This window comes from Salmonella sp. SAL4457 (genome assembly GCF_046548235.1).
Classification (GTDB): Bacteria; Pseudomonadota; Gammaproteobacteria; order Enterobacterales; family Enterobacteriaceae; genus Salmonella; species Salmonella enterica.
Genome location: NZ_JBGDZO010000041.1, coordinates 1 through 509 on the forward strand (window position 1 = coordinate 1; position 509 = coordinate 509).

A 509-nucleotide genomic window follows, 5' to 3' on the forward strand; every position below is an offset into this window, starting at 1 on the left:
GATCAGGCCCAGCGGTACCGGCATCACCCTGGCGAGCAATGCGTTGACGGCGTTGTCCAGCACCCTGGATCTCGACCGGCTGTTCCGCCGTGGCATGCCGTTGGCCGGCATCAACGTATACGCCCACGACGGTTCGATGCTGATGTCGATGCCTTCCAGTCTGGGTGGGAATTCCCGCGGCGGCCTGGCGTTGCAGCGCCACGAACTGCATGCGGCGCTACTGGAGGGGCTGGATGAGTCGCGCATTCGGGTCGGGGTCTCCATCGTGCAGATCCTCGACGGACTCGACCACGAACGCGTGACCCTGAGCGACGGCACTGTCCACGACTGTTCGCTGGTGGTCGGTGCGGATGGCATTCGTTCGAGCGTGCGACGTTATGTCTGGCCGGTGGCGACCTTGCGTCATTCCGGCGAAACCTGCTGGCGCCTGGTCGTTCCCCATCGGCTGGAGGACGCCGAGCTGGCGGGAGAGGTCTGGGGGCACGGCAAGCGCCTCGGCTTCATCCAGA

At 65.6% G+C, this 509-nt stretch carries 1 pseudogene; it reads left to right on the forward strand.

What is annotated here, in order from left to right:
• Nucleotides 1-509, forward strand: a pseudogene (gene pqsH, locus ACLJNW_RS23115) (2-heptyl-3-hydroxy-4(1H)-quinolone synthase); the annotation flags it as partial.